Genomic DNA, 23,135 nt, shown 5'->3' with positions numbered 1-23,135 from the left:
CCCGTAGGCCCGCGCAGGCGCAGCGCCGCCGGGCAAGATATCAGGCACGGTACCTGTAATTTCGCCGGGTGGCGGCTTTCGCCTTGCCCGACCTGCAGGGCCCTCTCACAGAGCTCAGACCCCGTAGGCCCGCGCAGGCGCAGCGCCGCCGGGCAAGATATCAGGCACGGTACCTGTAATTTCGCCGGGTGGCGGCTGTCGCCTTACCCGGCCTACAGGGCCCTCTCACAGGCTCATCCCCCGTAGGCCCGCGCAAGCGCAGCGCCGCCGGGCAAGATATCAGGCACGGTACCTGTAATTTCGCCGGGTGGCGGCTGTCGCCTTGCCCGGCCTGCAGGGCCCTCTCACAGGCTCATCCCCCGTAGGCCCGCGCAAGCGCAGCACCGCCGGGCATGAGGAGATTTACTTCCCGGCTTCCGGATGGGTATCGAACGCCGCCATCACCGCCGCCAGCGCCGCTTCGCTGAAGCCATGTTTAGGATCGTCCACGCCGAGGCCGAAGCGGGTCTGCAGCCCTTCGTACAGCGCGGAGACATCGGCAAAATCGACCTTCTCCACCACGTGGTTATTCTCCCAGTGGGTAAAGTGGAAATTGGTGAGGGTCATTTTGCCGCCGTCAGGCAGATGACGGCACATCAGCAGGTGGTGACGGAAGTGGGACTGCGGCCAGTGCGCCGACCAGAAGTTACCCATCACATAATCAGACGCATACTGGCGGCCTAAATCGAAATGGTACATCGACTGCCAGTGTTCGTGATGGTTGAACTGCAGCGTCCACTCATCCCCTTCATGCACCAGACGATAGCTGCCGTGCGGCGTCTGCTGCGGGATATCGGCCAGCAGCTTGATCGGCGCGGTCAGCGTCTGGCCGCCGAAGCCAACGTCGGCTACCCAGCGCTCGCCCGCCACTTCCACCAGCAATAAACGGTGAGTGCGCGGCGGCATCTGCGGCGGATTGGCCAGCACCACCCGGCCAAGCAGGCTGCGAACGTTAAAGCCTATTTCGCGCAGCGCGCGCTCCAGCAGGCCATTTTGTTCAAAACAATACCCCCCGCGGCGGCCGGCGATCAGCTTCTCTTCCAGCGCCAGGTCGTCAAGATGGATCTCGCGCGGCAGCAGGACGTCGAGGTTTTCAAAGGGGATGGCGCTGTTATGCTGCAGATGCAGTTGGCGCAAGGTATCAATAGAAACATCAGGCTCGCCCGTCCAACTCAGACGGGAAAAATAGGCGCGTAAAAAGGGACTCATCAGGGTCTCCAGCTGTAGGTGTCCGACATTTATAGCCTATTTTTCAGCGCCGACCCTCTTTTTTGTGCGCTTGCCGTTAACCGCGCGTGCTGCGCTGCATCAGCGCCAGCGCCGTCAGCATCAGGACCAGACCGGTCAACAGCGTCAGGCTGGCCATCGCCATGCCCTGACCAACGGATCCCTGTTCAAACTGGCGCCAGATAAACACCGCCACGGTCTGCGTGCCGGCGGGCGACAGCAGCAGCGAGGTCACCAGCTCCCGGGACGCCACCGCGAACACCATCAGCATCGCCGCCAGCAGCGCCGGAAAGACCAGCGGCAGGACAATCAACCGCAGCGCCCGCAGCGGCGACGCGCCGTGCACCCGGGCGGCGGGCTCAAGGTTCGGGCCCAGCTGGCGCAGCGCGCTGCCGACATAGCGCACCGGCCAGGGCAGCAGCAGGCAGCAATAGGAGAGCAGCAGCATCCACAGCGTGTTGTAGGGCGAACGCGGCCAGAAGGGCTGATTCCACAGCAGGATCAATCCCACCCCCACCACCACGCCGGGCAGCGCCGCCGGCATCAGCGACAGCGCATCCACCACCCCGCGCCCTTTGATCTTCTGCACCATTACCAGCCAGGCGGCCAGCAGCCCCAGCGCGCCGACGATCAGCGCCGAACCTAACGCCAGCGACAGGCTGACGCCGAGGGCCGACAGGGCGTCGCCCTGCTGGTCGAACAGCGCCGCGAAGTGACGCAGCGTGACATTCTCCAGGCTCACCCCGCCCGAGAGGGTGCCCATCAGGCTGGTGAGCATCATCGAGACGGCGGGGACCCCGACCGCCAGGCCGCCGACGGCCGCCATCACCAGCAGCGCGGGCAGCGTCATCCAGCCCAGCGACGCTCCGCGGTTTTCTCCCGGTTTACCGGTGACGCTGGTGACCTCCTTCTCCCCCACCAGCCGCGTTTGCAGCCACCAGGCGAACAACGCCACCGCCATCAGCAGCAGCGACAGCAGCGCAGCGCCGGTGAGATCCACCGGCCAGTCGGCCAGCTTTTTCTCAATGCCCACCGTCAGCATCACTACTCCCGCCCGACTGCCCAGCGCCGCCGGGACGCCAAACTCCTCAATGGCGAGAGTAAACGCCAGCAGCATCCCCGCCGCCAGCGCCGGGGAGAGCATCGGCAGCGTCACGTGCCAGAAGGCGCGCCAGGCGCTGGCGCCATGGACACGGGCAACCATCGCCAGCCGTTGCCCGCTCGCCAGCAGGCTGCGGGAGACGGCAAAGTAAACCACCGGAAAAATGTTAAAGGTCATCACCAGCACGATCCCGCTGCGGCTGAACAGCAGATCGTTTAGCTGCCAGCCGGTCAGCTGCTGCAGATAGCCCTGGCTTTGCAGAGCCAGCATCCACGAGAGCGCCGAGATATAGGGCGGCGTCAGAAAGGGGATCAAAAACAGCAGGTCCCACAGCCGGGGCAGCGGCAACGAAAACATACCGCGCAGAATACCGAGCGGCAGGCCGATCATCACGCTGGCCAGCGCCACGCCGCCGGCAATCCACAGCGTACCGCCGAGCATCGACGGCAGCTGGGGGTCGGCCAGCAGCGGCGCGACGCCGCCAAAGGCGTCATGGAGCGAACCGGCGCTAAAATGGGGAAAAATCGCCTGCAGCAGAATAAACAACAGCGGTAACGCGACCAGCAGCGTCAGGGCGGCAAGCGTCACGCCGGAAAGGAATTTTTGTTTCACAGCGGTTCCTGAAACGAAGCGTTCTCCGGCGGCCAGCGCCGGAGAATCGTGTCAATTAGTGGGCATACAGCTGACTGAAGCGGCTGAGGACGGCGCTACGCTCGCTACTCCCCTCGCCGCTGGTGGGCAAGACCTTCAGCGCGTCCAGCAGCGGGCGTTTGGCGGCCACATCGCGGCGAGCGGGCATCAGCCAGGCGTCGGCGACCCGCGCCTGACCTTCCGGCGACAGCACGTAATCGATAAAGGCTTTGGCCTCGTCGGCATGCTGGCTGGTTTTGAGGATCATCATCGGGCGCGGGGCGATCACCGTCCCGCTGGCCGGGAAAATCACCTTCAGCGACTCGCCCTGCTGGATATTGCCGTAGGAGACATAATCCACCGCGCCGAACACCGCCGCTTTCGCTCCCTGCATCACCGGCGTCACCGCCTGGGCGTTGGGGCCGCTGACCACCATGCCGTTCTTTTTCAGATCGTCAAACAGCTGCCAGGCCTGGTCGCCCATGCTGTTTTGCAGGCCAATCAACAGATCCAGCGACGCGCCGGAGAGCGACGGGTCGGGCGTGGTCACCTTGTCTTTAAACGCCGGCTGGGTGAGGTCGCGCCACTCTTTCGGCTCCGGAGTGCCGCTTTTGCTGTTCCAGACGATGCCAAGCGCCGAGACTCCCTGGGCGATATAGTCCGCCGATTTCAGATTAGCCGGTACCTTGTCGGCGTTAGCGCTGTGAAAAGGCAGCAACCAGCCCCGGTTGTGCAGATCCTCCGCGGTATCCCATGAAGCGGAGATCAGCACATCCGCCTGCGGGTTGGCCTGCTCGGCCTCCAGACGGGCCATCACTTTGCCGGTGGTGGCCTGAAAAACGGTCACCTTCACCCCGGTCTGTTGTTCAAAACCACTGGCCAGGCTTTTCGCCAGCGAGCCGGGGCCGGCGGTGTAAACGGTCAGCGCATGGGCGCTGGAGAGCATCATGGCGGAGAGAGCCATCGCGAGTACCACTCCTTTCTTAACGGTCATAACGGTGTTCATGCAACTTCCCCTGAGGTTGGCGTAACGGCGCGGACAGCGGCCACGCGGCCCGCGGATAGATGGACGATCCGGTCGGCTAACAGGTCGGCTTCACGGCGGTCGTGGGTGACATACACGGCGGTGGTGCCGAGCTGTCGCAGCAGGCGGCTCATTTCGCCACACAGCGATTCGCGCAGTTCGCTGTCCAGGTTGGAGAGCGGCTCATCAAACAGCAGCACCCGCGGCGCGGCGACGATCGCCCGCGCCAGCGCCACCCGCTGCTGCTGGCCGCCGGAAAGGCCTGAAGGTTTACGTTCCGCAAAGCCGTCGAGGCCCACCCGCGCCAGCGCCTCGCTCACCCGGCGCTCGCGTTCGGCGCGGGCAACGCCGCGCATGCGCAGCGGAAAGGCGACGTTCTGCGCCACGCTCATATGCGGCCAGAGGGCGTAATCCTGGAAAACCATGCCGATATCGCGCTGTTCCGGGGGCAATCCCCATCCTGCGCGGGCGACCAGCCGATCGCCAAAGCGGATTTCACCGCTGGCCGGCACGCTCAGCCCGGCCAGCAGGCGCAGCAAGGTGCTTTTGCCGCAGCCGGACGGGCCCAGCAGCGCCACAATGCTGCCGGGTTCGATATGCAGCGAGAAGCCATCTAGAATGGGGGTCTCTGCGAAGGCGAATGAGACCGCCTGCAGAGTGATAGGGGTCAGCGCGCGCATTGTCGCCCTCCCTTGCGGGAAAGCAACCCTTGCCCGGCGGTCGACATCCGACGGGGCGCGCTCACCTGGGATAACATCAGGGGAGCCAACATATTGTGATCCTCTTTGGGACTTTGTGCTGGCGACTATAGTCAGACGAGATGACGTATTGATTACATTTTCATTGCGGCTTAACGTGTTACCTGCCAACCGACCCAATACTCAAGGAACGCCTATGAGCCGCTTTCGCCACGTGGAACTGCAGTATGCCAGCCGCCTGCTCAACCACGGCCCGACCATTTTGATCACCAGCTACGACGCGGCGTCCGACCGGCGCAACGTCATGGCCGCCGCCTGGTCGATGCCGGTGGAATTCGCCCCGCCGCGGGTGGCTATCGTGGTGGATAAAAGCACCTGGACACGGGAAATCATCGAGCGCAACGGCACCTTCGGCATCGTGGTTCCCGGCGTGGCCGCCGCCAGCTGGACCTACGCGGTCGGCAGCGTCAGCGGCCGCGATGAAGACAAATTCAATGCTTACGGAATTCCGGTGGTGAGCGGTCCGGAACTGGGACTGCCGCTGATCGAGGAGAAGTGTCTGGCATGGATGGAGTGCCGTCTGCTGCCGGCGACGGCGGCCCAGGAGCAGTACGATACGCTGTTTGGCGAAGTGGTTTCCGCCGCCGCCGATGAGCGCGCGTTTGTCACCGGACGCTGGCAGTTCGATGACGATAAGATCAATACCCTGCATCATCTGGGGACCGGCAATTTTGTCGCCAGCGGCCGCCACGTGCGGGCCAATACTCCGGAAGAATAAATATTCAACTACTGCGCACTTTCTCCCGGGGGCGGCGCGCAGCGCCTTGCCCGGGCTACCGGATCGCAGACCGCTGAGGACGCGTAGCCCGGACAGATGCGCAGCATCGCCTCCGGGGAGAGAACTAGCGCTGCAAACGCCGCCGGTCTTCGCTGGGCGTCAGGCCAAAAACCTTTTTATATAAAGTGGTAAAGTGATTACTGTTGGCAAAGCCGCATAGATAGGCCACTTCGGTAATCGTCATATCGGTCTCGCGTAATTTTACGCGCGCCGAAACTAATCGCAGACGCTTTAAATAATTATCCGGCGTCAATCCCGTCGCCTCTTTAATATGGCGAAAAGCGGTACGCGTGGTCAGATGGAATTTCTCCGCCAGCTGCTGCCAGTTATGCTCTTCAAAACAGTGCTCCTGTAGCCAGGTCAGCAATTTATGCAGCTTATATTTAGTGGTGCTATATTCGGCTTCGGTTTCGGCATGCAGAATCGTCGTCACCAGCTGGAAAAACGCGGCTTCGCGCAGAGCAATATTTTGCTCCTGCCGCAGCTCGGCAGAAAATATCTTATCCACCAGTTCCTTGCAGATATGGCGGGTGTCCGGCGCCAGCCAACCGTAGCAGGACGCATTCTGCGCAGAAAAAGTCTGTAATAAGGTATCGAGAGGCTGTAAATAATGAAAGCCTACCAACGGATTAATCAGCACATTAATTAACTTAAGCGTCCCCAGCTCATCATAATAATGAACGTCGCCAGGCTGAACGTAAAAAACGTCGCCCTGTTGAATATATAGTGGCCTGCCATTAATAACGTGTAAACCGTGCCCTTCCTCAACGATCACCAGCTCAGCAAATTCATGACTATGTTCATGGCTATTATCTTCCGGATCGCTGGCATACATGCCCAGCTTATCCTGCGGATGGGTGAAATAATACTCAACGGTCAACATCATCATCTGTAAAGTCCAAAACGGCTTACGGCGCAGAGGCAAGATAATGCATTTTCCCGACCGCCACGAGCAAGATGTTTGGAATTGTGATCGGCAACTCGCCCATCTCATTATCAGTGCCAATCTGGCAAATGCATTGGCATTGCCAGAGTGGTTGCCCCCGTGGCCGGCATCTTATGCTGCGGACAAATAAATACAGAGGACGCAGTATGTCACAGGCAATTCAGCATAATTCTCAGGTCTCGATGAGCCGCCACCCGGATTTTCTACGCACCGCCGAGACGCTCCGGCCCGCGCTACGCCGCCAGGCGTACCCGCCGATCGCCGTGGTGGAAGCCCACGCCGACGCCACGGCGCTGTTTGGCTGGCGCGCCGAACCGGTAAGTTCCCCGGCCGCGTTTTACCAGCGCGAGCTGAGCAGCGGCGATAGCGTCATTATTGATTTTGGCAGCCACTTTGTTGGCTACCTGCATTTTCTCTGTCAGAGCGTCGGGAGCCCACCGGACGCTCCGGCCCATCTGCAGTTCACCTTCGGCGAAACGCTGAGCGAAGTGTGTGAGCCGTTCAGCGATTACCAGGGCTGGCTAAGCAGCAGCTGGCTGCAGCAGCAGGATCTGTGGCTTGATGTCCTGCCGGCCGAAGTTGATCTGCCGCGCCGCTACTGCTTCCGCTATCTGAAGGTGGAGGTCAAAGCCGTGTCGCGCAAGTTTCGTCTGCAGTTCAACCAGATTCAGGTGAATGCCGTTACCTCCGCCAGCGGCGCATGCCCGGCAGCGACAACCGCCGACCCGCAGCTCAAGGCCATCGACAGCGTTGCCGTTCTGACCCTGCAAAACTGCATGCAGGAGGTGTTTGAGGATGGCCCCAAACGCGACCGCCGCCTGTGGCTCGGCGATTTACGTTTGCAGGCGCTGGTGAACGATGTGACCTTCGCCCGTCACGATTTAGTACGCCGCTGCCTGTACCTTTTCGCCGGGCATACTCGTGAGGACGGTATGGTATCGGCCAACGTGTTCGTGCAGCCGGATGTCATTGCTGACGATACTTTTCTTTTTGATTATTCTCTGTTTTTTATTGACGTTCTCTACAACTATCTGCAAAGCGCGGAGGATATTGCTACGGCCCGCGAGCTGTGGCCCACGGCCCGTCGTCAGATTGAACTGGCGCTGAAACGCTGCGACGCCTCCGGGGTTGTGCGCGATAGCGACGACTGGTGGGTGTTTATCGACTGGCAGGCATCGCTGAATAAACAGGCTGCTGCGCAGGGCGTGCTGATTTACTGCCTGCAGCGCGCCGTCTGGCTGGCGGAGCGTTTCGAACCTGAGCTGGCCGTCAGCTATCGCCAGCGTTTACAGCAGCTTAAAGCTGCGGCCCTCGATGTCTTATGGGACGAGCAGCAAGGCTTCTACATCAGCGGCGAGCAGCGGCAGGTCTCATGGGCATCGCAAATCTGGCTGGTACTGGCGGAAGTCGGTACTCCTCAGCAGCGCCGGGAGATCATGCATAATCTGGAGCAAAATCCCCCCGCGATCGCCATGAACACGCCATACCTGCGTCACCACTATATTGCCGCTCTTCTGCAGTGCGGGCTGCGCGACGACGCTATTGCGCAGATCAAAGCCTACTGGGGAGCAATGGTCGACTACGGCGCCGATACCTTCTGGGAAATCTTCGACCCGGCGCATCCTGATTTTTCCCCTTATGGCAGCAAGCTGATAAACAGTTATTGCCATGCGTGGAGCTGCACCCCGGCCTGGTTTATTCGCCAGTACGGACTTTAACAACAACGATAAGCGAGTTTACTTTTATGGCAGAAACAACCTTTACCCTTTGGCGGCAGCGCCTTGGCTATGGCATCGCCGACCTCTCCTGCAACCTTGTGTGGCAGATGATCTCTCTTTATCTGATGTTCTTTTACACCGACGTGATGGGCCTGCCCGCTTATTACGTAGGCCTGATGTTCCTCGTGACGCGCCTGGTGGACGGCGTTGCCGACGTGCTAATGGGGCTGGTTATCGACAATACCGCCACCCGCTGGGGGCGCTGCCGTCCGTATCTGCTGATTGGCGCGATCCCCTTCGGACTGCTGTGTATTCTGGCCTTCTACGTGCCTGATTTCGGCACCACCGGTAAGCTGATCTACGCTTTTGTCACCTATCTGTGCCTGTCGTTTCTCTATACCCTCGTTAATATTCCATTCTGCGCCATGCTGCCGTTTCTGACGAACGACTCGCGGGAGCGCACGACGCTGTCGGCGGTACGTATTCTGCTCGGCTCGCTCGGCGCGACTATTGTCGCGGTCGCCACGCTGCCGCTGGTTGGCGCGCTGGGGAAAGGCAATCAGGAGCACGGCTTCTTCTATACTGCGGTGGTTTTCGGCGTTATTGCCACCTTTTTTCTGCTGGTGAGCTTCCGGAACGTTAAGGAAAATATCAGCATTACTCAGGAGCGCATGACCTTAAAACGCGCCTGGGTCAGCCTGCGCGCCAACCAACCATGGTTCGTCTTCGCCATCAATATTTTCCTGATGTGGGGCGCGTTTTTCTTCCAGACCGGGGCGCTGGTCTACTTCTTCCATTATTACGTCGGTAATAACGATCTCACGGCGATCGTCGCCGGGATCTCCACCTTCGTTCCTCTGCTGGGTACCCTCACCGTTCCGCTGCTCGCCAGCCGGATGAAAAAGCGCCACGTCTATCTGGTCGCCAGCGCGATCAACCTGGTCGGCATGGTCATGATGATGGCGGCAGGCGTTAACAGCTGGGGTCTGGTTGCCGGAGCGGTCGTACTCTCGCTTGGCGCCGGACAGCGCACGGCAATTTACTTCTCTATGCAAGCCGATCCGGTGGATTACGGAGTATGGAAAACCGGCATCAATACCGCCGGCATTTTAACCTCCATCAACGGCTTTCTTGGCAAGGTGGCGATGGCGGGCGCGGGAGCCATTACCGGGGTCCTGCTCTCATCCGGCGGTTATATCGCTAATCAGACGCAAAGCGACGGCGCGATGCTGGCGATAAAAGCCTGCTACCTCTATATCCCGGCGCTGCTGATTGTCGCCTCAATGCTGTGGATGGGTCGCTTCTACCGACTCGACGACCAGTACGAGCAGATCCGCGCCGACCTTGACGCTGGACGCCGTGCGTCGTCGAACCCATCGCCCGTTGCTGGAGAAAACCACGCCCTGTAAGGCGCAGCACCCCCTAATACCTCTGAAAAAAATAAGGATTGATATGCGTATCTCTTTGATTAGCGCAGCGGTTTGCTGCGCCCTTTTTTCGGCTTACGACGCGAGTGCGGCCCCGCTCACCGTCGAACAACGGCTGGCGCAGCTGGAGGCCCGGCTTAATCATGCGGAGCAGGAGGCCGGAGAGGCCAAACGTCGGGCGCAGCAGGCGGAGCTGCGCACCAGCGCCGCGGAACAACGCGCGGCGGCAGCGGAAAAGCAGGTGCAGACCCTCAGTCAGCGCACCGCAGCGACCGAGCAAAAGCAGCAGGCTGCCGACAAACAGCTGGCGAAAAGCAGCCTCAGCGATGGCTTCGAGTTCAACGCCTACGCGCGCTCCGGGATGCTGGTTGACAGTCATGGTAAAGGCGCGCGCGGCGGGCCGGGAATCTCCCCGGCCAGTTCGCTCAACGGCGATGCCCACGTTGGCCGTCTCGGCAACGAGAAAGATAACTACGTGGAGCTCAGCTTCGGCAAAAAAATGACCTTCAGCGACGGGTCATGGGCGCACTTTAAAACCATGCTTGCCGACGGGGCAACCAACCCGGATCCATGGGTACAGGATAACGACAGCCACCACCTGAACGTGCGTCAGCTGTACGTCGAGATGGGCAATTTCGCCGATTTTTCCGGGCCGTTCAGGAGCGCGTCCATCTGGGCGGGCAAGCGTTTCGACCGCGATAATTTCGATATCCACTTTACCGATAGCGATATTATGTTCCTCGGCGGTACCGGCGGCGGGATCAATGACGTGAAGTGGGGGGATACGCTGCGCGGCGATTACTCGGTCTATGCGCGTAACTTCGGCGATCTGGGTAGCGATAACTACCAGGATAACGATATACAGAACCTGATGTTCACCGCCAACCACTTCTGGAACAACTGGCAGCTGATGACCACGGCGATGACCGCCCAGGGCAATGATGATCTGAAAGATAATACCTCGACCACCGGCAGTTACGCTCTGCGCAGCGATAATACGGCGAAAAACGGCTACTACGCGATGCTGGCATATCACGACAAACAGCAATTCTATGGCCTCGCGCCGGGCGTATCTGAGAGCGCCCTGCAGTATGGCGGCGGGCTGGGCGCCGAGGCGCGCCAGCCCGGTAGCGATGGCGATCTTACCGAGAACGCTAAGTCCCTGCGTTTTGCGTCCTACGGCATTTTGCCGTTGGGGAAAAACTGGCAGCTTGCACCATCGGTTATCGCCCAGCATAGCGAAGATCGCTACCGCGATGGCGACCGCTACGATTGGGCAACCTTTAACCTGCGGGTTTCCCAAGGGATCACCCGCAACTTCGCCCTGCTATACGAAGCGTCCTGGCAATATATGGACCTGAATCCCAACGGCCGAACCTATCGCTATAATGACAACGTGTATCAATACCAGGCGGTGAGCGGCGATTTTTACAAGCTGACCTTCGCCCCGACGTTCAAAGTGGGCGATGTGTTTGATATCAAAGCGAGGCCGGAGATCCGTTTCTTTGTCACGTGGATGAACTGGGATAAAGACCTGGATCGCTATGCGATCAACGATGATTTCGGCAGTAAAGGCTTTACCGCCGGAGGAAACTGGAACTTTGGCGTGCAGACAGAGATTTGGTTTTAATAAAGTAGCCCGTCCGGGGCAAACGCCTGGACGGGTTGATTTAAATACACGTTGTTACTTTGACACAATGCCAGTTCTGTATGAAGTAAAATAAACTCATAAAATAAAAACCATAACAGGCTATAAAGATAAAGGTTGTTTTTATAATTCCAATGAGTGACTTTCGTTTTTTCTCAACGATGAGAAGATCGTGAAACCTTTGTTGCTGTTGTTCTGGTGTTAAATTATCAAATATTTTATTTTTTATATCATCGTGAATCTTTTTAAACGTTCGCTTTTCACCTGGAAAGCTACCGTGTAGAAGAAACACAAAAATAAAGAAAAGCATAACGAATGCTAATAGCCGAATACTGGGCTCAGTTACTCCCCAGCATCCAAGGGTAGCAATAAACAACCAGATACCATGAGTGTTTGCTCGCGCTCTAAACCTATCAATATGAGCGCTGTATTTCTCGATTTCTTTCAAAATAGAATCGTTGGTTTCCATACGTAATACTCTCCTTTTTAAAGGCTACGGTTACGAAAGAGGGCAAACTCTGCCATTTTCCTTGCGAAGAATAACCTTTCAAATAACCTTCAACAAGTTGATAATCAATGGATTGCCCTGAAGCAATAAAAGCAGCTTTCTGGATGCGCCGGTAGGATGACGTCGTTTCGTTTCCCAGCTTTTAACCAGCTCATAGCTAACGCCAACGGCGGCGGCGAAGTCCTGCTGTTTTAAACCTGTGGCTTCACGTATCGCTTTCACATCAACTTCGCTGAAGGTATGAACGTGGTGCACCTTCGGCGTTTGTTCACCCTTCTCAATTCTGACCATTTCTTCTGCACTAGCCAGCAGATCGGCAAACAATTCGTCTTTCATACACACCTCAGTTGGCTCTCTGGCGCTATCGATGTTTCGTTCATTAATAGCTCAGCCTCACTTTATGTTTATTGGCTAGTTTAATAACTCAGCAACCTGCCTTAACATCTTTTTCTGCTCCTGGCTTAACTCATCCTGTTCATTTTTAGGATAGATGAGCGCCAGGTAGATTCTCCCCTTTATCGTTACATTATAGTAAATCACCCGCACGCCGCCGCGCTTTCCCGTTCCGGGACGACTCCAGCGGATTTTACGAAAACCTCCGGTTCCCGAAATGGTGTCACCTGCCTCAGGATCATTGATCAGGATTTCCTGAAAGGCCCGAAATTCATCATCCGGTAACAGCGCCTGGCGTCGTTTACTGAAGCCTTGTAGTTCAATAAAAGTCAACATCTCATTCCCTGATGTCCTTACGACTTACCAAATAACATACATGTACCGGGTACATTAATCAAGGCATTTATGTACCCGGTACATTTTAAAAAATTCACCCATGACAAAATTCATCAATCCGCACTTCGCCTGAAAAGGCCCTGCGGGAGGCGGCGCAAAGCACCTTGTCCGTTGGACAGATGCGCAGCATCGCCTCCGGGGCGCCGGATTACATGCTATAACCCGGCTTCTTAATCAACTGCGCCATCTGCGGGGCGATCTCGCTGTCCCACACCGCCTGCCATGCGTCCGGCTCAACCTGAGTGAGCGCGACGCTGACCGCGCCCTCTTTACTGTTCAGATGGCGGATCAGCACCTCGGTAATGTCGGCGGCCAGCGCGGTTTTCTGTTCGTCAGTCAGTTCACGGGGAAAGCATTTAATATCAACATGCGGCATAGCAAAGACTCCTTGTGATGAAGGCCATAACGCTACCACAGAATGGCGGTTGCGGTTGGCATCGCGTGCGTTAAATCAGCTTGTTACGTCGTAGCGCCGCGGCCAGCTCCGGTCGCTGATAGACCGCCAGGGCGACGGCGGCAAATTTGGGCGTATGGGCGTTAAACCACGCCTGCCTGGGCCCCCAGCTATACATCGCCGCGATATAGCAGTCCAGGAGGGTAACCGACGCGCCCAGCGCCCAGGGCCCGGCGACCAGCTGCTGTTCGAACCAGAGATAGAGGTTGTTCCGGTACTGGCGACAATTTTCCACCAGCTGCTCCGCCGCGGCGGGCGCCCAGCGTTCCGGGTAGTCGGCATAGGTAAAGGTGGGATAGACATTCGCCACCAGCCAGATCAGCAGACGCTGAAACTGCTGACGCTCCGGCGTCCCCGGCGCGGGGGCCAGATCGGGGCGCTGGTCGAGGATCATCAGCGCGATGGCGGCGGTTTCGGTCATGATGCTGCCGTCGGCCAGCGTCAGGGTGGGCACCTGGCACAGCGGGTTAATCTGCCGCAGGCGCTCGCGCGCCGGGCCGGGCTGGTCAAAGCCCTCGACGTCAACCACCTCGTAGGGAATATCGGCCAGGGAGAGCATCAGCTCGCTAATCGTCGAGCCCCATCCCGGCACGCCATATACGGTAATCATGGTCTGCCTCCAGGGTAAAGCCTAAGTGTAGGCAGAAAATTGCCGCTCACCCACCCGGCATACCCTGGCCCTGGCGGTTAGTAGGTGATCCCCGGCGGGTTGACCACCGACTGCGCCACCGCTTCGCCCTGCTCTCCCCAGCGCGCCAGCACCTGTTGATATTCACCGCGGGCGATCGCCCCGTCGAGGGCGGCCTGCAGGGCAAAGACCAGACCGTTACCTTTTTTAGTGGTCGTCGCCACCCACGCTTTTTTCGGCCCCAGGCCTACCACCCGGGTCTGGCCGTTAAGGGCCGCTTTATAGGCGGCCACCGACTGCGGGCCGAAAAAAATATCCGCCCGCCCGGACTGGATATATAGGTTGCCGGAGGCATCATCGGTCAGGTAGACCGGCTGGGCCGGCGGCCGCCCGGCAGCCCGGTTGTCCTCATTCCAGCCCAGCAGGATCCGCTCCTGATTGGTGCCGGACCCAACGATCACTTTGCGCCCGGCAAGGTCCGCAGGTCCATGTACCGCGGCGATGTCGCTGGTGGATTTCACCGAGAAGGCCAGAGAGTCCACCCGATAGGTGGCGAAATCGAACTTCTCTTTGCGCTTCTCGGTTACCGCAATATTAATCAGCGCCACGTCATAGCGGCCGGCGGCGATGCCCAGCGGCCAGTCCTCCCACGCGGTGGGCACCAGCCTGAGCTTCAGGCCAAGGCTCCCGGCCAGCAGGCGGGCTATATCCGGGTCGCTGCCGATCCGCGTGCGGTTGTCGCTGGCCAGCAGCGCCAGCGGTGGCGAATTGAGCGCTGAGATCGCCACCGTCAGCGTCCCCGGCTCCACGAAACGGTAGCCCGGCGGAATTTTCGCTATCGCCTGCGGGTCGCGGGTGACCGGCAATGGCTGCTCATTGGCGCGCAGATCCAGCGCCGCGTGAGCGTCCAGCGCCAGGGCGCTGAATACAAGGGTCGCTATCGCTCTGTTCATGACGGCAGCACCCTGGATAAAAACTGCCGGGTACGCGGATGCTGCGGATGGTTGAGCACCTCGTCGCTGCTGCCCTGCTCGACGATCCTGCCGTCGACCATAAACACCACCTGGTCGGCCACCTCGCGGGCAAAGCCAACCTCGTGGGTGACCACCACCAGCGTGGTGCCAGAGCGCGCCAGCTTCTTGATCACATCCAGCACCTCGCCCACCAGCTCCGGATCCAGCGCCGAGGTGGGCTCATCAAACAGGATCACCCGCGGGTCCAGCGCCAGCGCCCGGGCTATGGCGATACGCTGCTGCTGGCCGCCGGAGAGATGTCGCGACCAGGCGTCGGCTTTATTGCGCAGGCCGACGACGTCCAGCAGCTCCCAGGCACGGGCAATGGCTTCTTTGCGCGTGACCTGCCTGTGGGCGATCGGCGCCTCTATCAGGTTCTCCAGCACCGTCAGGTGTGGAAACAGGTTAAAGTTCTGGAACACGTAGCCGACGTTGATCCGCTGACGGAGGATCTCCTTCTCTTTCATCTCATACAGCTTGTCGCCTTTGCGGCGATAGCCAATATAGTCGCCATCAATCTGAATAAACCCCTCATCGACGCGCTCAAGGTGATTAATGGTGCGCAGAAGCGTGGACTTGCCCGAACCGGAAGGGCCGAGGATCACCGTCACCGTGCCCGGAGGTATCTCCAGCGACACATCGTCCAGCGCCTTGTGGCGGCCATAGTATTTGCTGACCCCGGTGATAGAGATATGGCCATTACGAGAGCTGGGCATGGACGGCCTCCTGGGGCTGTGGTTGACGTGCGGGTTGATTCAGACGGCTGCCGCGGGCGCTGTTCACCGCCGAGCGGCGCTCACTGCGCGCCAGGCCACGTTCCACTAGGTACTGAATGGCGGAGAGGACGCTGGTGATCACCAGATACCAGGCGGCGCCGACCATCAACAGCGGGATCACCTCCTGGGTACGGTTGTAGATCATCTGGATGGTGTAGAACAGCTCCGGCATCGCCAGGACGTACACCATCGCCGTTCCTTTCGCCAGACTGATGATCTCATTGAAGCCGGATGGCAGGATGGTGCGCAGCGCCTGCGGCAGAATAATGCGCAGCGTGCGTCGCCAGGCGGGTAGCCCCAGCGCGGCGGCGGCTTCATACTGCCCGTGGTCAACGCCGAGGAACCCGCCGCAAATAATCTCCGCGGTATAGGCGCTCTGCACCAGGGTCAGGCCCACCACCGCCGTGGAGAATTGCCCCAGCACGTTTATCGTCTGGTAGCTGGCCCAGGTGACGTCGGTAAACGGGATCCCCAGCGACAGGGTGTCGTAGAGATAGGAGAAGTTGTAGAGAATGATCAGCACGACAATCAGCGGCAGCGAGCGAAACAGCCAGATATAGCCCCAGGCGAGGCTGCTGAGCAGCCATGATGAGGACAAGCGGGCCAGCGCCAGCAGGCCGCCGAAGATCACGCTCAGCACCGTGCCGAGCAGGGTCAGAAGCAGGGTTTGCCCCAGCCCTTCGAGGATCACCGGGTCGAAGAACCAGCGTGCGAAGACGCCCCACTCCCAGCGCGGGTTAAAGGCCACCGACTGGATCACTACCGCCAGCACCAGCAGGGCCACCAGGGCCCCGACTACCCGCAGCGGATAGCGCGCCGGCACCACTTTGATCGTTTCAGATGAATGCATCATGCCTCCTCAGGCGCTGTGGCTGAAGGCGCTCACCGCCAGCGCTTTAGTGAACCGCAGTCGGCCATCGTAGGGCGGCTGACTGTACTCTTCGGGGTCTCGCGCGAGGTCGAACTGCGCCTCATACCCCTGGCTGAGATAGAGCTTGACCGCCTCCGGCTGACGAAAGCCGGTGGTCAGGTAGATATGGCTGTACCCGGCCAGCACCGCCCGCCGCTCCAGCTCCTGAACCACTTTCGCCGCCAGCCCCTGCTGGCGCAGACGGCGGTGCGTCCAGATACGTTTGATCTCTGCGGTGTGGCGATCCTTCGGCTTATAAGCGCCGGTGGCGATAATTTCGCCCTCACGCTCAAGGACGATAAACAGCCCCTGCGGCGGCAAATACCACTCGCTCAACTCCACTTCCGCATCGCGGGAAAAATAGTCACCGTAGCGGGCGGCGTATTCGGCAAACAGCCCGCTAATAATCGGCTGCAGCTCCGGTGCGTCCGGAGAAATATCGCGGAATGCTTCGCTCATCGCGCCTCCTGTCAGTCGCCCAGTCCGGGCGGGTTGATCTCCGATTGCGGAATGCTTTCCACTCCCTCTCCCCAGCGGTTAAGCACGTTGGCATAGTCCCCGCTGGCGATAGCGCCGTTCAGCGCCGCCTGGACGGCATTCACCAGCCCGCTGTCTTTTTTCAGCGTCACCGCGATATGCGCCGCTTTCGGCCAGCCGCCGTCAACGCTGCCCACCAGTTTGGTTTTGCCGGTCAGCGCCGCCTTCCACGCGCCAATCACATTGGGGCCGAAAAAGGCATCGGCTCGTCCGGTCTGCAGCGCCAGAGTCTGGGCGGCATCATCCTTGGTGTAGACCGGGGTAAACGGCTTCAGCCCTTTTTTGACGTTCTCCGCGTTCCACGCCAGCAGGATCGCCTCCTGGTTGGTACCGGAGCCGACGATAATCTTCAGCCCGGCGATGTCTTCCGCCTTGTCAATCTTGCTCAGCGGACTGCTGCTTTTGACGTAGAAGCCCAGCGAGTCTTTGCGGTAGGTGGCGAAATCGAACTTCTCTTTCCGCGCTTTGGTGACGGTAATATTGCTGATCGCGGCATCATATTTGCCGGAGGTGACCCCCAGCGGCCAGTCTTCCCAGGAGGTGGGAACCACGTTCACCTCCAGCCCGAGACTCTCCGCCACCAGCCGGGCGATATCCGCCTCGCTGCCGAGCAGGGTTTTGTTGTCATCGGCGAAGACCGTCAGCGGCGGTGAGTTCAGGGCCGCCACCGCGACGGTAAATTTCCCCGGCACCGCCAGATGCAGATCTTTCGGCAACAGGGCAATGGCCTGCGGGTTTTTCGCTGTGTGAATGGGCGTTTTGTTGGCCTCAAGGCTTACCCCGGTGCCATTGATCTTGACGTCCTGTGCCCACGACGAGGCGCTAAATGCCAACGCGACGGCCAGCAAGAGTGTTGTTTTCTGCATAGCGTGATTCTCTTTTCTTATTTTTGGAATTGATTAGCGGGTAGCGCCAGTCCCAGACTTTCCCGCAGGGTGGCGCCCGGATAGTCGCGACGGAACAGGCCGCGCGCCTGTAACAGAGGCACCACCTCATCCACAAAGCGCGGAAAGGTTTCCGGCGTGCCGCCCTGAATAATGAAGCCGTCCGCCGCGCGCTGTTCGAACCACAGTTGCAGGCCGTCGGCGACATCGCTGGCGGTGCCGGTAAAGCGCGGACGCGGGCTCGCTGCCTCCAGGGCCACCTGGCGCAGGGTTAATCCGCGCTCGCGGGCGTGACGTTTAATCTCGTCGGTGGTACTGCGGAAGCTGTTTTGCCCGAGGTCGCCAATATCCGGGAACGGTTCATCAAGCGGATACTGCGAAAAATCATGGTGTTCGAAATACCGCCCCAGATAGTTCAGCGCATCCTCGATGGAGACCAGCGCCGCGGTGGTCTGGTACTGGCGCTCCGCGTCTTCGGCGTCATCGCCGACAATGACGCTGACGCCCTGGAAAATATGCAGCTGATCCGGAGTGCGCTGCCAGGCCGCCAGCTGGCTTTTCACGTCCTGATAAAATGCCTGCGCCTCGGCCAGCGATTCCTGATGGGTAAAAATGGCATCGGCGTGGCGTGCGGCTAATTTTTTGCCGTCGTCCGACGCGCCAGCCTGGAAAATAATCGGTCGTCCCTGCGGCGTGCGGGCAATATTCAGCGGTCCGGCCACTTTAAAGAAATCGCCGTGATGATCGAGCGTATGCAGCTTATTTTTGTCAAAGAACTGACCGGTCGCTTTATTGCGCACAAAGGCATCCTCTTCCCACGAATCCCACAAGCCTTTCACCACCTGCAGATATTCATCGGCAATGCGATAGCGCAGCGCATGATCCGGATGCTGGGCCCGGGAGAAGTTTTTCGCCGACCCTTCCAGCGGCGAAGTGACCACGTTCCAGCCCGCCCGCCCCTGGCTTAAATGGTCGAGGCTGGCGAACTGGCGGGCGGTGGTAAACGGCTCGCTGTACGAAGTGGATAAGGTCCCCACCAGCCCCAGCCGCCGGGTGACCGCGGCCAGCGCGGAAAGCACCGTTAAAGGTTCGAAGCGATTTAAAAAATGGGGAATCGATTTTTCATTAATATATAAACCGTCGGCGACAAAAATAAAATCCAGTTTTCCCGCTTCCGCTTTTAACGCCGTCTCTGTAACAAAATCAAAATTAATACTGGCGTCCGCTTGCGCCGCCGGATGACGCCAGGCGGACATATTTCCCGATGCGCCATGTAATATCGTCCCCAGACGCAATTGTCGATTTTCAGACATAGCTACCCCTTCCCCTGTCATCCATTAAATGTGTTGTAATGCCTGCTCCGCCAGACGGGCGAAATAGTGCGCTGCGGGTGCAATAAGCCGTTCGTCCGGATTAAATGCCGGATGGTGCAGACCATATTCGCTGGCGCTGCCGATACTGACGAACGCCCCGGGAATATGCTGAAGATAGACCGCAAAATCTTCACCACCGAGATGCAGATCGGCGTGGTGGGTGCGGTACCCGGCCTGGGCCGCTACCTCGCTGGCGAAGTCGGCCCAGCGGGCGTCATTGACCAGCGCCGTCGGGCCGGCATACCAGAAGACGTCAATCTGCGCGCCAAAGGCGCTGGCGAAACCGGCCGCAATCTCGCTGACCCGGGCCTTGACCCGCTGCTGCACTTCACTGCTGTGGGTGCGCAGCGTCCCCTCCAGCTCGACGCTCTCCGGCAGCACGTTCCAGGTATTGCCTCCCTGGATCCGCGTCACGCTGAGCACCACCGAGTCGAGGGTGTTCACTTCCCGGCTGGCCACGCTCTGCAGCACCGTCACCAGCTGGCTGGCCAGCAGGATCGCATCCTTGCCTTCGTGGGGGCGGGCGGCATGCGCGCCCTTTCCGGTCACTTTGAAGACGAAGCGGTCGACGTTGGCGTAGAACGCGCCGCCGCGGGTGGCAAATTCACCCACCGGCAGGCCGGGCTCATTGTGCATGCCAAAGATCGCCGACACCTCCTCCAGCGCCCCGGCGCGGATCAGGGTTTTCGCCCCGCCAAAATTTTCTTCCGCCGGCTGGAACAGGATCCGCACCCGCCCCGGGAGTTCCGCTTCCCGATCCTTCAGCAGCAGCGCCGCTCCCAGCATTACGCTGGTGTGAATATCGTGCCCGCAGGCATGCATCACCCCTTGATTCTGCGAGCGGTAAGGCAGACCGGTCGCCTCCTCGATGGGCAACGCGTCGATGTCCGCCCGCAGGGCTATCACCTTGTCGCCGCTGCCGACTTCGGCCACCAGCCCGGTTTTCAGATCGTAGGGCAGCAGGGTCAACCCACCGCTTTGCAGCCAGTCGCGGATCCGCGCAGTGGTGGCCACCTCCTGCAGGGAGAGCTCCGGGTTCTGGTGCAGCTCGCGCCGCCAGCTAATCAGTTGTTGTTCAAAGGACATTCAGCACCGCCTTGCCGTAGTGAGCCTGCGCCAGCAGGCGCAGAGAGCGCAGGCGCGCAGGCCCGTCGCTAATGGGGGTATCAATGATGAGTTCATCCAGCTGATCTTCCGCCTGCAGCGCGTCCAGCCGGGCTTTCACCTCTTCGGGGGTACCCGATATCAGCGAAGATTCGCGGCGGGCGATACGGGTGGGACGGCTACCGGCCTGGCGGGCAAAGGCAACGGCCTGCGCCTCACTGCCGACGGTCACCCGCTGGCCGTTCTCCAGCTCAACGCCCCACGCCTCCACCTGCTGCGCCAGCGCGGCGGCGGTAGCGGGATCGTCGGCGACCACCACCTGCACGGCGACAATTGCCTCGCGCGGGCTCAGCTCGCGCCAGCGGTTGAGCACCGTGCGGCGCAGCGCGCTGTCGCCATTGAGATGGGCGGCAAAGACAAAGTTCCAGTCAAGGCGGGCCGCCAGTTCAGCACTCTCCAGGCTGGCGCCGAGCAGAAAACCGTCTGCCCGGCGCGGCGGGATCGGCGTGGCGCGCAGGCTCTCTTCCCCTCCGGGCTCAGTCAGCGACAGCCAGTTATCCAGCTGCGCCAGCTGGTCGCCAAAGGTGCCTTTCTCCTCCTGATGCAGGCCCTGCTGCAGGGCGCGGGTGGAGAGCGGCAGGCCGCCAGGCGCCTTGCCGACCCCGAGATCGATGCGGCCCGGCGCGAGGGCGGCCAGCAGGTTGAAGTTTTCCGCGACCTTATAGGGGCTATAGTGCTGGAGCATGACGCCGCCGGACCCGAGGCGGATCCGCCGGGTGTGGCCCAGCAGCCAGGCGATAACCAGCTCCGGCGAGGGGCTCGCCAGCTGATCGGTATTATGGTGTTCGGCGACCCAGAAGCGGTGATAGCCCCAGGCTTCGGCGTGTTGCGCCAGCGTTAATGTACGCGCCAGCGCCTGCGCGGCGGTTTCCCCGGCGGCAAGCGGACTTTTATCCAGGATACTGATTCGATAAGACATTTCGCAGGCTCATATGAAAGTACGTGCCTGCATTATTAAAATCTCTGCTAACTATTGAGAAACAATTAATTCACATGTGTACTGCTGAAAATTAGATATGCCCGCCTGACCGCTGCGCTTCCAGCTCGTGGAGCAGCGCCTCGGCCTGCCGCGGACTGCGCAGCCGGATGAAGCGAATATGACGATATTGCGGATCCTGCATATCGGCCAGATAGCGTCGGCGATTCTGCCGCCAGGTTTTCAGCGTCCAGAGGATGATGGATTCCCGGCTGCAGAACGAACGGCGGAAGCTCTCGCGGTTGCCGGTGCCCGGCCACAGCTCCTGACGTCGCCACGCCCGGCTCGCGGCCCGCCACACCGCCTGGCGCAGCGTGCGCCAGAGGCCATAATCCAGCCAGATCACCAGATCCACCTCGCGCCATTTGACCCCGCGGCTGCGATTGTAGTTGCCATCCAATACCCACCCCGGGGTGGCCGTCGCGGCGGCAATGGCGGCGAAAAACGCCTCATCCGGCGCGCCCTGCCAGTTCGGCCGCCAGTACAGGCGATCCAGTTCGATGCACGGCAGCCCCAGCCTGTGCGCCAGGCGACGAGCCAGGGTGGATTTGCCTGAGCCGCTGGTGCCGACCACGTTGATATTCATCTCTGTTTCTCCCTGGTAGCCATTTCCGTTGTTTGTCGCCTTTGCCCGGATGGGAAAAGGCAGTATGTACAGCCGCTTACGACAGCAAGCGAAAGGCAAAAAATTTCCGGCTGATCGCCCCACCTGTCATGCCGCGCCAGTGGAGATAGCGCCGCCGCCGACAAAGCAGTCGTTATCCAGCGTCAGGCTGGCGATCTTATGCACCGGGCCACGCATAAGTACCTGAAAATCCGCGCCGAAGGTGATGCGCAGCTGGCCGCCTGGCATGTTGACCTCCACCCGATCGTCCACCTTCCCTAACCGGCGCATGGCGCTGGCCGCCGCGCAGCTGCTGCTCCCGGAGGCCATCGTAAACCCGGCGCCCCGCTCCCAGATACCAATCTTCAGCGTATGGCGATCGACAACCTCCACGAACTGCACATTGCAGCGTTTGGGGAACAAAGGATGATGTTCAATTTGCGGCCCTAAGCGATGAACCTGTTCCAGGTCGAGCTTATCCACGAGAACAACGCAGTGGGGATTGCCCATAGAGACCAGTACGACGGACAGGGTTTCATCCGCCAGCGGCAAGGGATAATTCACCGCCTCGGGCAAATTCACCAGGGCGGGTAACGCCGCCGGATTGAAATTCGCCCGCCCCATGTCGACGCTAATCTGATGAAAATCACGCTCCACGGTGCAATAGACGTCTCCGCCCTCCGTGTGCACTAAAAAGGGCTCATGCCCGACACGACCGATATCAAACAGATAGCGCGCATAGATCCGTAGCCCATTCCCGCTTTTCTCCGCCTCGGAGCCGTCCGGATTGATAATACGCAGCGTGGGGTGGGTTCGATCGCCGCTGTCGATCAGGAGACCATCAGAACCGACGCCATAGTGGCGATGGCACAGAATTCGAATATGCTCGTTGCTCAGCTGGTCGGCAACGGCGCGATGGCATACCAGGTAATCATTACCCAGTCCGTGATATTTATGAAAGTGCAAGGGTGTCATTGTGTAGGTCGCCTGGCGCTACGGGTATGTTTTTCCATCTTACAATACCTGCTCCGGCAGAATGAATTAAACAATAAGGGTTAACCGCTCTGTTCATTCTGCTCCCCTGCAGGCATCATGCTTCCTCCGCCTGCGCGGCGCCGTGACCAACGCTGAAGCCATTTATGCTGGAATAACCGGATATTAACATCAAAACCACTGATGATAATGGCTAAAAAATGGTCGTGGATGACCGGTTAAACGCCGG

The 23,135-nt window shown here is 59.8% G+C and carries 22 protein-coding genes and 2 pseudogenes; 5 read left to right on the top strand and 19 right to left on the bottom strand.

Annotated elements, in window-relative coordinates:
- Nucleotides 1-402 precede the first annotated feature (402 nt).
- The 4 genes from nhoA to K5R89_RS16600 form a co-directional block, all read right to left on the bottom strand.
- Nucleotides 403-1,248: an N-hydroxyarylamine O-acetyltransferase gene (nhoA, locus tag K5R89_RS16615; protein ID WP_117145416.1), complete on the bottom strand. Its 846-nt coding sequence runs from the start codon at nucleotides 1,246-1,248 to the stop codon at nucleotides 403-405.
- 76 nt (nucleotides 1,249-1,324) lie between these two features.
- Nucleotides 1,325-2,980, bottom strand: a complete 1,656-nt coding sequence (locus tag K5R89_RS16610; protein WP_064157910.1) for an iron ABC transporter permease — start codon at nucleotides 2,978-2,980, stop codon at nucleotides 1,325-1,327.
- Nucleotides 2,981-3,035: 55 nt separating this feature from the next.
- Nucleotides 3,036-4,004 carry an ABC transporter substrate-binding protein gene (locus tag K5R89_RS16605; RefSeq protein ID WP_044523475.1) on the bottom strand — a complete coding sequence of 323 codons (969 nt, stop codon included), beginning with the start codon at nucleotides 4,002-4,004 and terminating at the stop codon, nucleotides 3,036-3,038.
- Nucleotides 4,001-4,702 (bottom strand): ABC transporter ATP-binding protein, encoded by a 702-nt coding sequence (locus K5R89_RS16600; RefSeq protein ID WP_064154551.1) that lies wholly within the window; start codon nucleotides 4,700-4,702, stop codon nucleotides 4,001-4,003. The genes K5R89_RS16605 and K5R89_RS16600 overlap by 4 nt, the downstream gene beginning before the upstream one ends.
- A gap of 214 nt (nucleotides 4,703-4,916) precedes the next feature.
- Here K5R89_RS16600 and K5R89_RS16595 point away from each other — a divergent pair, with 214 nt between their 5' ends.
- A complete protein-coding gene (locus K5R89_RS16595; protein WP_048297612.1) occupies nucleotides 4,917-5,498 on the top strand; it encodes a flavin reductase family protein in 582 nt (193 codons plus the stop codon).
- A gap of 124 nt (nucleotides 5,499-5,622) precedes the next feature.
- On the opposite strand, the gene K5R89_RS16590 is transcribed toward K5R89_RS16595, so the two are convergent.
- Nucleotides 5,623-6,447 carry a helix-turn-helix domain-containing protein gene (locus K5R89_RS16590; RefSeq protein WP_044523479.1) on the bottom strand — a complete coding sequence of 275 codons (825 nt, stop codon included), beginning with the start codon at nucleotides 6,445-6,447 and terminating at the stop codon, nucleotides 5,623-5,625.
- Between the two features lie 203 nt (nucleotides 6,448-6,650).
- On the opposite strand from K5R89_RS16590, the gene K5R89_RS16585 reads away from it, so the two are divergent.
- From K5R89_RS16585 to K5R89_RS16575, 3 genes are read left to right on the top strand one after another with little or no spacing between them, the layout of a single operon-like run.
- Nucleotides 6,651-8,222 carry a family 78 glycoside hydrolase catalytic domain gene (locus K5R89_RS16585; RefSeq protein WP_087827035.1) on the top strand — a complete coding sequence of 524 codons (1,572 nt, stop codon included), beginning with the start codon at nucleotides 6,651-6,653 and terminating at the stop codon, nucleotides 8,220-8,222.
- 26 nt (nucleotides 8,223-8,248) lie between these two features.
- Entirely contained in the window at nucleotides 8,249-9,631 is a 1,383-nt protein-coding gene (locus K5R89_RS16580) for a glycoside-pentoside-hexuronide (GPH):cation symporter (RefSeq protein WP_087827036.1), read from the top strand.
- A 43-nt stretch (nucleotides 9,632-9,674) separates the two neighbouring features.
- Entirely contained in the window at nucleotides 9,675-11,279 is a 1,605-nt protein-coding gene (locus tag K5R89_RS16575; RefSeq protein WP_048335866.1) for a carbohydrate porin, read from the top strand.
- A 40-nt stretch (nucleotides 11,280-11,319) separates the two neighbouring features.
- Here K5R89_RS16575 and K5R89_RS16570 read toward each other — a convergent pair whose 3' ends face one another.
- From K5R89_RS16570 to dapF, 14 genes and pseudogenes are all read right to left on the bottom strand, one after another.
- Nucleotides 11,320-11,766 carry a hypothetical protein gene (locus tag K5R89_RS16570; protein WP_086075357.1) on the bottom strand — a complete coding sequence of 149 codons (447 nt, stop codon included), beginning with the start codon at nucleotides 11,764-11,766 and terminating at the stop codon, nucleotides 11,320-11,322.
- A 78-nt stretch (nucleotides 11,767-11,844) separates the two neighbouring features.
- Entirely contained in the window at nucleotides 11,845-12,141 is a 297-nt protein-coding gene (gene nadS, locus K5R89_RS16565) for a NadS family protein (protein ID WP_004138143.1), read from the bottom strand.
- A gap of 75 nt (nucleotides 12,142-12,216) precedes the next feature.
- Nucleotides 12,217-12,534, bottom strand: a complete 318-nt coding sequence (locus tag K5R89_RS16560) for a type II toxin-antitoxin system RelE/ParE family toxin (protein WP_072420091.1) — start codon at nucleotides 12,532-12,534, stop codon at nucleotides 12,217-12,219.
- 208 nt (nucleotides 12,535-12,742) lie between these two features.
- Complete coding sequence (pptA, locus tag K5R89_RS16555) at nucleotides 12,743-12,970, bottom strand: tautomerase PptA (protein ID WP_004891592.1); 228 nt, start codon at nucleotides 12,968-12,970, stop codon at nucleotides 12,743-12,745.
- 70 nt (nucleotides 12,971-13,040) lie between these two features.
- On the bottom strand, nucleotides 13,041-13,658 hold the full coding sequence (locus tag K5R89_RS16550; protein WP_087827037.1) for a glutathione S-transferase family protein: 618 nt from the start codon (nucleotides 13,656-13,658) through the stop codon (nucleotides 13,041-13,043).
- Nucleotides 13,659-13,735: 77 nt separating this feature from the next.
- A complete protein-coding gene (locus tag K5R89_RS16545) occupies nucleotides 13,736-14,587 on the bottom strand; it encodes a transporter substrate-binding domain-containing protein (RefSeq protein WP_072198978.1) in 852 nt (283 codons plus the stop codon).
- Between the two features lie 38 nt (nucleotides 14,588-14,625).
- On the bottom strand, nucleotides 14,626-15,405 hold the full coding sequence (locus tag K5R89_RS16540; RefSeq protein ID WP_032453069.1) for an amino acid ABC transporter ATP-binding protein: 780 nt from the start codon (nucleotides 15,403-15,405) through the stop codon (nucleotides 14,626-14,628).
- A complete protein-coding gene (locus tag K5R89_RS16535) occupies nucleotides 15,389-16,315 on the bottom strand; it encodes an amino acid ABC transporter permease (protein ID WP_217259452.1) in 927 nt (308 codons plus the stop codon). The genes K5R89_RS16540 and K5R89_RS16535 overlap by 17 nt, the downstream gene beginning before the upstream one ends.
- A gap of 9 nt (nucleotides 16,316-16,324) precedes the next feature.
- Nucleotides 16,325-16,834, bottom strand: a complete 510-nt coding sequence (locus K5R89_RS16530) for a GNAT family N-acetyltransferase (protein ID WP_004202731.1) — start codon at nucleotides 16,832-16,834, stop codon at nucleotides 16,325-16,327.
- A gap of 11 nt (nucleotides 16,835-16,845) precedes the next feature.
- Nucleotides 16,846-19,109, bottom strand: a pseudogene (locus K5R89_RS27470) (NtaA/DmoA family FMN-dependent monooxygenase).
- A gap of 24 nt (nucleotides 19,110-19,133) precedes the next feature.
- Nucleotides 19,134-20,255, bottom strand: a complete 1,122-nt coding sequence (locus tag K5R89_RS16515; RefSeq protein WP_048297620.1) for a M20 peptidase aminoacylase family protein — start codon at nucleotides 20,253-20,255, stop codon at nucleotides 19,134-19,136.
- A complete protein-coding gene (locus K5R89_RS16510; protein ID WP_217259453.1) occupies nucleotides 20,245-21,252 on the bottom strand; it encodes an MsnO8 family LLM class oxidoreductase in 1,008 nt (335 codons plus the stop codon). Before K5R89_RS16510 ends, K5R89_RS16515 begins: the two co-directional genes overlap by 11 nt.
- A 91-nt stretch (nucleotides 21,253-21,343) precedes the next feature.
- Nucleotides 21,344-21,895, bottom strand: a complete 552-nt coding sequence (locus K5R89_RS16505) for a (d)CMP kinase (protein WP_060589492.1) — start codon at nucleotides 21,893-21,895, stop codon at nucleotides 21,344-21,346.
- Nucleotides 21,896-22,021: 126 nt separating this feature from the next.
- Nucleotides 22,022-22,888 (bottom strand): diaminopimelate epimerase, encoded by an 867-nt coding sequence (dapF, locus tag K5R89_RS16500; RefSeq protein WP_217259454.1) that lies wholly within the window; start codon nucleotides 22,886-22,888, stop codon nucleotides 22,022-22,024.
- A gap of 116 nt (nucleotides 22,889-23,004) precedes the next feature.
- On the opposite strand from dapF, the pseudogene K5R89_RS27465 reads away from it, so the two are divergent.
- Nucleotides 23,005-23,100, top strand: a pseudogene (locus K5R89_RS27465) (LysR family transcriptional regulator); the annotation flags it as partial.
- Between the last annotated feature and the right edge of the window lie 35 nt (nucleotides 23,101-23,135).

Source organism: Klebsiella sp. TF21-TM (genome assembly GCF_019753495.1).
In the GTDB taxonomy this organism is placed as follows: Bacteria; Pseudomonadota; Gammaproteobacteria; order Enterobacterales; family Enterobacteriaceae; genus Klebsiella; species Klebsiella quasipneumoniae.
This window is presented reverse-complemented; position numbering and strand designations above follow the sequence as displayed.

Excerpts from the sequence above, each read along its gene's own strand:
- K5R89_RS16515 (WP_048297620.1), bottom strand. The coding sequence starts at position 20,255 with ATGTCCTTTGAACAACAACTGATTAGCTGGCGGCGCGAGCTGCACCAG.
- K5R89_RS16505 (WP_060589492.1), bottom strand. The coding sequence starts at position 21,895 with ATGAATATCAACGTGGTCGGCACCAGCGGCTCAGGCAAATCCACCCTG.
- dapF (WP_217259454.1), bottom strand. The coding sequence starts at position 22,888 with ATGACACCCTTGCACTTTCATAAATATCACGGACTGGGTAATGATTAC.
- pptA (WP_004891592.1), bottom strand. The coding sequence starts at position 12,970 with ATGCCGCATGTTGATATTAAATGCTTTCCCCGTGAACTGACTGACGAA.
- K5R89_RS16560 (WP_072420091.1), bottom strand. The coding sequence starts at position 12,534 with ATGTTGACTTTTATTGAACTACAAGGCTTCAGTAAACGACGCCAGGCG.
- K5R89_RS16550 (WP_087827037.1), bottom strand. The coding sequence starts at position 13,658 with ATGATTACCGTATATGGCGTGCCGGGATGGGGCTCGACGATTAGCGAG.
- K5R89_RS16530 (WP_004202731.1), bottom strand. The coding sequence starts at position 16,834 with ATGAGCGAAGCATTCCGCGATATTTCTCCGGACGCACCGGAGCTGCAG.
- K5R89_RS16600 (WP_064154551.1), bottom strand. The coding sequence starts at position 4,702 with ATGCGCGCGCTGACCCCTATCACTCTGCAGGCGGTCTCATTCGCCTTC.
- nadS (WP_004138143.1), bottom strand. The coding sequence starts at position 12,141 with ATGAAAGACGAATTGTTTGCCGATCTGCTGGCTAGTGCAGAAGAAATG.
- K5R89_RS16590 (WP_044523479.1), bottom strand. The coding sequence starts at position 6,447 with ATGATGATGTTGACCGTTGAGTATTATTTCACCCATCCGCAGGATAAG.
- K5R89_RS16595 (WP_048297612.1), top strand. The coding sequence starts at position 4,917 with ATGAGCCGCTTTCGCCACGTGGAACTGCAGTATGCCAGCCGCCTGCTC.
- K5R89_RS16510 (WP_217259453.1), bottom strand. The coding sequence starts at position 21,252 with ATGTCTTATCGAATCAGTATCCTGGATAAAAGTCCGCTTGCCGCCGGG.
- K5R89_RS16575 (WP_048335866.1), top strand. The coding sequence starts at position 9,675 with ATGCGTATCTCTTTGATTAGCGCAGCGGTTTGCTGCGCCCTTTTTTCG.
- K5R89_RS16605 (WP_044523475.1), bottom strand. The coding sequence starts at position 4,004 with ATGAACACCGTTATGACCGTTAAGAAAGGAGTGGTACTCGCGATGGCT.
- K5R89_RS16540 (WP_032453069.1), bottom strand. The coding sequence starts at position 15,405 with ATGCCCAGCTCTCGTAATGGCCATATCTCTATCACCGGGGTCAGCAAA.
- K5R89_RS16580 (WP_087827036.1), top strand. The coding sequence starts at position 8,249 with ATGGCAGAAACAACCTTTACCCTTTGGCGGCAGCGCCTTGGCTATGGC.
- nhoA (WP_117145416.1), bottom strand. The coding sequence starts at position 1,248 with ATGAGTCCCTTTTTACGCGCCTATTTTTCCCGTCTGAGTTGGACGGGC.
- K5R89_RS16585 (WP_087827035.1), top strand. The coding sequence starts at position 6,651 with ATGTCACAGGCAATTCAGCATAATTCTCAGGTCTCGATGAGCCGCCAC.
- K5R89_RS16570 (WP_086075357.1), bottom strand. The coding sequence starts at position 11,766 with ATGGAAACCAACGATTCTATTTTGAAAGAAATCGAGAAATACAGCGCT.
- K5R89_RS16535 (WP_217259452.1), bottom strand. The coding sequence starts at position 16,315 with ATGCATTCATCTGAAACGATCAAAGTGGTGCCGGCGCGCTATCCGCTG.